Consider the following 5,859-nt stretch of genomic DNA (forward strand, 5'->3'; position numbering starts at 1 on the left):
CCGAGCACGCGGATTCAGGACGGGCGCGGGCAGGACATGGAAATGCACCCGCGCCGGGTCGATCTCGCGGTCGAGCGGCCGCTGGGGGAGACTGCTGCGGGGACCGATGCGCAGTTGAGCGCCGCGGTTGATGTGCTGTTGGGGGAAGTGGGCGCGGGGAAGAACTGAGAGCCGTCCCGCCGTCTTCCTCCCCTCCCTTCCAGGGAGGGGAGGATTGCTGCTGTCCTACAAAACACCATATAGGTTATTATGCCTCCCCCAAAGGAGGTAACCCATGACCATCGACCATCTCATCGATGCCGTCCTCGATCGCGAAGGCGGCTATGCGAACCATCCTGCCGATCGCGGCGGGGAGACCAATTACGGCATCACCGCCGCCGTCGCCCGCGCCAACGACTATGACGGCACGCTGCGCGATTTGCCGCTCGCCACTGCGCGTGCGATCTACCGCCGCCTCTATTGGCTCCGCCCGCGCTTCGACGCGGTCGCCAGCCACGCGCCGCTGGTCGCCGCAGAATTGTTCGACACCGGCGTCAACATGGGGCCGCCGGTCGCCGCCGCCTTCCTGCAACGCGCGCTCAACGCGCTCAATCGCGGCGCGAGCGATTATCCCGACATGCCCGTCGATGGCCGCATCGGCGACACCACGCTCGCCGGACTCGCCGCCTTTCTCACGCGGCGCGGGGCAGGGGGCGAGCGAGTCCTGCTCAAGGCGATCGAGGCGTTGCAAGGCGAACGCTATGTCGCGCTGGCCGAGCACCGCCCGGCCAATGAAGCCTTTCTCTACGGCTGGCTCGCAAACCGGATCGGTTAAATCGTCGCCGATGGTGTGACTCTGTGTGACTTTAACGAACGACAGGAGACTGACATGGGACTTCTCGACGGCATTATCGGCCCGATCGCGGGCATCCTCGACAAGATCATCCCCGACCCCAAAGCGCGTGACGAGGCGAAATTGAAGCTGCTCGCGCTGCAAGGCTCGCAGGAAATGGAGCAAGTGAAAACACAGATCTCGGCGATCATGGCCGAGGCGCAATCGCCCGACCCCTGGACCAGCCGCGCACGCCCGAGCTTCCTCTATGTGATGTACGCGCTCCTCCTCTGGGCAATCCCGATGGGCCTGATCGCGGCGGCACAACCGCAAATGGCGAAGGATATTGCAGGCGGCATGAACGCGTATCTGGCTGGCATTCCCGAGCCGCTCTACGCGCTCTTCGGCACGGGCTATTTGGGGTACACCGTCGCGCGGTCATGGGGGAAAGCGAGGGGGGTGGATAAGTAGGTGCACCTCCCCTCCCTGGAAGGGAGGGGTAGGGGGTGGGTTGGTATGGGGCTGGGGACGACGTTTCACAATGAGCGGACCCACCCCCAGCCCCTCCCTTCCAGGGAGGGGAGCAAGAAGGGCATGGGCTTACGCGCGCCCACATTGCCCCCACCCCCAACCGTGCTATCCCGCTCCATCACTCGTCCGCTGGAGCCTCCCTCAAATGCGTCTTACCCTCACCGCTGCCCTCCTGCTCGCCGCCACCGCAACCTCGGCACTGGCCGCGCCGGTGCATTCCTATGGCAGCCTCACGATCTCGGCGAAGGGCGATCGCATCGCCACAGTCGAGTCGGGCAGCGACGGCAAGACCAGCATCACAATCCGCAGCGTCAAGGGCGGCAAGGTCCTGCGCAGCTTCAATCCGTGCGCATCGGCCTGCGGCCTGTCGGGCCTGACCTTTTCGAGCGACGACACATTGGCGTGGCTTGCGCGGGATCGGGCCGGCGGCACCGTAACGCTCGCGATCGACACCCGCGGCAAGCCGCGCACCATCGCCACGGTCAAGGGCATTGCGCAGATCCCGCGCTTCTCGCCCGACGGCAAGCGCATCGCCTTGCTGGTGACCATCGGCGCGGCCAAGGAAGCGGGTGCCGCGCAGGCCGGGGTTCGCCAGGTCGGCGAGATTGGCGAGAAGAGTGATGAACAGCGCCTCGCGGTGTTCGCTGTCGGCGGAGCGGCCGTCGCGGCGGACGCGGTCAAGCCGGTGTCGTCGGCCGACCGCTACATTTACGAATATGACTGGACCCCCGACGGTGCCGGCTTCGTCGTCACTTCGGCGCTCGGCAATGGCGACAATAATTGGTGGGTCGCAACGCTCGACGCGGTCGATGCGACGACCGGCGCGGTCCGCAATATCGCCAGGCCGAAGACGCAAATCAACGCGCCGCGCGTCTCGGCGGACGGGCGCAACGTCGCCTATATCGGCGGGTTGATGAGCGATTTCGGCTCGATCGGTGGCGATATCTGGAGCGTGCCGCTGGCGGGCGGCGAGCCTGCCAACATGACCGCGCGCGCCGATTATACCGTCACCTCGCTCGACACGACCAGCGGCGGCTTGCGCGGCACGACCTTGCGCGGTGCCGATGCGACGCTCCTCACCAACGCCGCGCTTGGCTGGAGCCGCCCGGCCAGCTTCTCGGCGGGCGATGGCAAGGCGGCGTGGAGCGCCGATGGCAAGACCGTCGCGATGGTTGTGCAGGATTACACCCATGCCCCCGCAATCTTCGCCGGATCCGCCACCGCCCCCGTCCAGATCACCCACGATAATGACGCGATCCCCGCGACAATGACCGCGCGCAGCATCACGTGGAAGAATGACGGCTTCAACGTGCAGGGCTGGCTACTCGCACCGCTCAACGCCGACCCCAAGACGAAAGCGGCGATGGTCACGATCGTCCATGGCGGCCCGTCTGCCGCAAACGTGCCGAGCTTCGGCGGCGGTGGCGCGCAGGCGTTGCTCGATCGGGGCTATTACGTTTTCCTGCCCAATCCGCGCGGCAGCTACGGCCAGGGCGAGGCCTTCACCGCCGCCAATAAGCGCGATTTCGGCGGCGGCGATCTGCGCGATATCCTGACCGGGATCGACGCGGTCGAGAAGGTCGCGCCCGTCGATGACGCGCGGCTTGGCCTCACCGGCGGCAGCTATGGCGGTTTCATGGCGATGTGGGCGAACACCCAGACCAACCGCTTCAAGGCGATCGTCGCCGGGGCCGGGCTGTCGAACTGGGTCAGCTATTACGGCACCAACGGCATAGATCAGTGGATGCTGCCGTTTTTCGGCAAGACGCTGTATGAGGATCGCAAGGCGTATGAGGATGTCTCGGCGGTCAATTTCATCAAGAACGCCAAGACCCCGACCTTCATCTATGTCGGCGAACGCGACATCGAAGTGCCGCCGACGCAATCGGTCGAATATTGGCACGGGCTGAAGGACATGGGCGTGCCGACCAGCCTCGTCATCTATCCCGAGGAAGGCCACGGCATCCGCAACCCCGTCAACGCCGCCGACGTCCGCGCGCGGACGCTGGCGTGGTTCGATAAGTATTTGGGGGAGAAGAAGTAAGCGATCCCTGTTGCTCCCCTCCCTGGAAGGGAGGGGCTGGGGGTGGGTTTGTGTGGGGCTGGGGACGACGTTCGACAACGAACCAACCCACCCCCAAACCCCTCCCTTCCAGGGAGGGGAGCGGAATCAGCGCAGCGCCTTCCCCGAATCCTTCCACCGGTCGAGGATCTGCGAATCCCCCGGCAGCGCGTCAGCAGGCTTCGCTGCGGCAACCGGCGTTCCGCTCTGCGTATAAGCGGGCTGGATCGCGGCCGGGGGCGTGATGGGCGCCGCGGCTGCCGCGAGGATCACCGGCGCGCCGATCCGGGCGTGCGGCCCCGGCACCGGCTCGCCCCCGGCATAGCCTTGGCGGAAGGCGGCGGGGGTGCCCCAATAGCCTTGCCAGCGATGGAAGAAATGCGCCCCGATCGCCGCCGTCATCACCAGGCTGCGGTTCCACGCCGGGGTCACGGCATAGGTATGGTAATGCGTCGCCATGCCGACCTCGGCCATGACATGTCCATTGAGCGCGGCGGCCGCGACCTTCATCGCGCGCAGCCAATAGGCCTTGGACGGCGCGCCACGGTTCATCGATCCGTCGCAGGCGAAGCTGAACTGGCACCCGGCACGCTCCGACCCTTGGAACACGACGCCGCACACCGTCGCCGGGAAGGCCGGGTGCCGTGCGCGGTTCAGGATCACCTGTGCCACGGCCTGCTGCCCGGCATCGGGCTCGGTCGCCGCTTCGTAATAGATCGCGGTGGTCAGGCATTGCAGCGCGCGCCCGCGATCGGCCGCACTCGCCCGCGCCATCGAAAAGGGCGCGGCCGGGCGGATCGAGCTGTCGGGCGTGAGCAACGCGGCCTCGGGCGGCAGCGGCAGATCGGGCAGCGCGATCGTGCCGGTCGCGCCCTGCGTCGGTACTGGCGCGTCCTCCTCGGTCGCGTAGAAATAGGCGGCACCGGGGAAATGATCCTGGCGCTCGTAACCCATCGGCGCGGGCGCGCTGCGGCTGGCCTTGGCGCTTTGATCGACGATCGCGCGGATCGCGGCCTGCGCCGATACGCCCGCCAGTACGAGCGCAACCAGACCCACCACGCCAAGCTTGCTCAGCCGCCGTACCTTTAACCAACCAAGGATCGCGCGCCCGTTCACGCCCCCGCACATAGCCGATTCGGGATGAAGAGGATGCTACCGAATTTGCCCTGTCTCGCGCTGAAACAGTTGATCGTTAACGTAAGCTTTTACTGCAACGTCGCACTGTCCAGCTTGAGCGCTTCCGCCGAAATTACCTCGGCATCGGGGTAGGTCTTGCGGAGTTCCGGCAGGAACAGCTTGGCGTCGCCGACCACGACGACGCTCGCCACCGCCGGATCGAGCAGCTTCGCCGCCGCCGCCTGCACCGCCGCCGGATCGACCGCCGAGACGCGCGCGGTGTAGGCGCCCAGTTCGCTCAGCGGCAGACCCTGCACCACGTACCCGCCGACCGTGCCGGCAATGCCCGCGGTCGTCTCGGTCGCGCGGCCGAAATTGCCGACCAGCACGGCCTTGCGCGTTTCGAGCTCGGCCGCGGTGACCGGTTCCGTCCCAAGCCGCTTCATCTCGGCGAGGATGATCGACACCGTCTCGGGCGCGCTCGGGTTCTTGGTCGAGGTGCGCCCGCTGATCGTGCCGGGCAAGCGACCCGCCTGCACCGAACTGCCCGCGCCGTACGCGAGGCCACGCTTGATGCGGATTTCCTGGTTCAGCCGCGACGAGAAACCCCCGCCGAGGATCGTATTGGCGACGGCGGCCGGGTAGAATTGCGCATCGCTCCGCGCGATGCCGGGGCGTGCGACGACGACACCGGCTTGCCCAGCGCTCGGCATGTCGACGACAATCACGCGGGGTTTGGGCGTTGCGCCCGACGCTGCGGCGGCTGCGGTTGCGTTGGTGTCCGGTGTCCGCCAATCGGCAAAATTCGCTTCGGCCAGCGCGCGCGCCTTGGGCGGCGTCACGTCCCCGACCAGCACCAGCGTCGTCTGCTTGGGTCTCCATGTCGCACCGTACGCCGCGCGGAGGTCGGCTTGCGTAATCGCCTTGAGCGAGCTCGGCGTGCCCGACAGCGGGTGTCCGTACGGCGCATCGCCCAGCGCCGCACGCGCCGCGACGAGCCCGGCCAGCTGGCTCGGATTCTTGATCGCGACTTGCACCCCGTCGATCGTCTGCGCCCGCGCGCGCTCGATCTCCTCCGGCGCGAACACCGGGTTGCGCGCAACGTCCGCCAGGATCGCAAGCGCCGGCGCGGCCTGATCGGCCTTCACCGTCACATCGACGGTCGACCCGTCATAGCTGGCATCGCTCGAGATCGATCCACCCAGCGTCTCAATCTGCCGCGCGATTTCGGTGGCGGAGCGCGTCTTGGTCCCCTTGGTCAGCAAAGCGGCGGTGAGATTGCCCACGCCCGCACGGTCGGCCGGGTCGGTCGCGCCGCCGCCCTGCGCGACGAGCAGCG

5 protein-coding genes are annotated in these 5,859 nt (G+C 67.2%); 3 read left to right on the forward strand and 2 right to left on the reverse strand.

Features of this window, described 5'->3' with window-relative positions; all coding sequences use genetic code 11:
• The first annotated feature begins 274 nt into the window (after positions 1-274).
• The 3 genes from ABWP09_RS05805 to ABWP09_RS05815 all read left to right on the forward strand — a co-directional run bounded on the left by ABWP09_RS05805 (position 275) and on the right by ABWP09_RS05815 (position 3,386).
• Complete coding sequence (locus ABWP09_RS05805) at positions 275-814, forward strand: glycoside hydrolase family 108 protein (protein WP_353204199.1); 540 nt, start codon at positions 275-277, stop codon at positions 812-814.
• A gap of 54 nt (positions 815-868) precedes the next feature.
• Positions 869-1,282: a holin family protein gene (locus ABWP09_RS05810; RefSeq protein WP_353204200.1), complete on the forward strand. Its 414-nt coding sequence runs from the start codon at positions 869-871 to the stop codon at positions 1,280-1,282.
• A gap of 205 nt (positions 1,283-1,487) precedes the next feature.
• Complete coding sequence (locus ABWP09_RS05815; protein ID WP_353204201.1) at positions 1,488-3,386, forward strand: prolyl oligopeptidase family serine peptidase; 1,899 nt, start codon at positions 1,488-1,490, stop codon at positions 3,384-3,386.
• Positions 3,387-3,512: 126 nt separating this feature from the next.
• On the opposite strand, the gene ABWP09_RS05820 is transcribed toward ABWP09_RS05815, so the two are convergent.
• Together ABWP09_RS05820 and ABWP09_RS05825 are read right to left on the reverse strand one after the other, a co-directional pair.
• The gene (locus ABWP09_RS05820) at positions 3,513-4,520 is read right to left on the reverse strand and encodes a cell wall hydrolase (protein ID WP_353204202.1); all 1,008 of its coding nucleotides are present in this window, start codon (positions 4,518-4,520) and stop codon (positions 3,513-3,515) included.
• Positions 4,521-4,609: 89 nt separating this feature from the next.
• The coding region (locus tag ABWP09_RS05825; protein WP_353204203.1) for a M16 family metallopeptidase at positions 4,610-5,859 on the reverse strand (1,250 nt) is incomplete at its 5' end.

The sequence above is a fragment of the Sphingomonas sp. genome (assembly GCF_040398505.1).
Classification (GTDB): Bacteria; Pseudomonadota; Alphaproteobacteria; order Sphingomonadales; family Sphingomonadaceae; genus Sphingomonas.

Coding starts and splice junctions, on each gene's coding strand:
- ABWP09_RS05805 (WP_353204199.1), top strand. CDS start 275: ATGACCATCGACCATCTCATCGATGCCGTCCTCGATCGCGAAGGCGGC.
- ABWP09_RS05810 (WP_353204200.1), top strand. CDS start 869: ATGGGACTTCTCGACGGCATTATCGGCCCGATCGCGGGCATCCTCGAC.
- ABWP09_RS05815 (WP_353204201.1), top strand. CDS start 1,488: ATGCGTCTTACCCTCACCGCTGCCCTCCTGCTCGCCGCCACCGCAACC.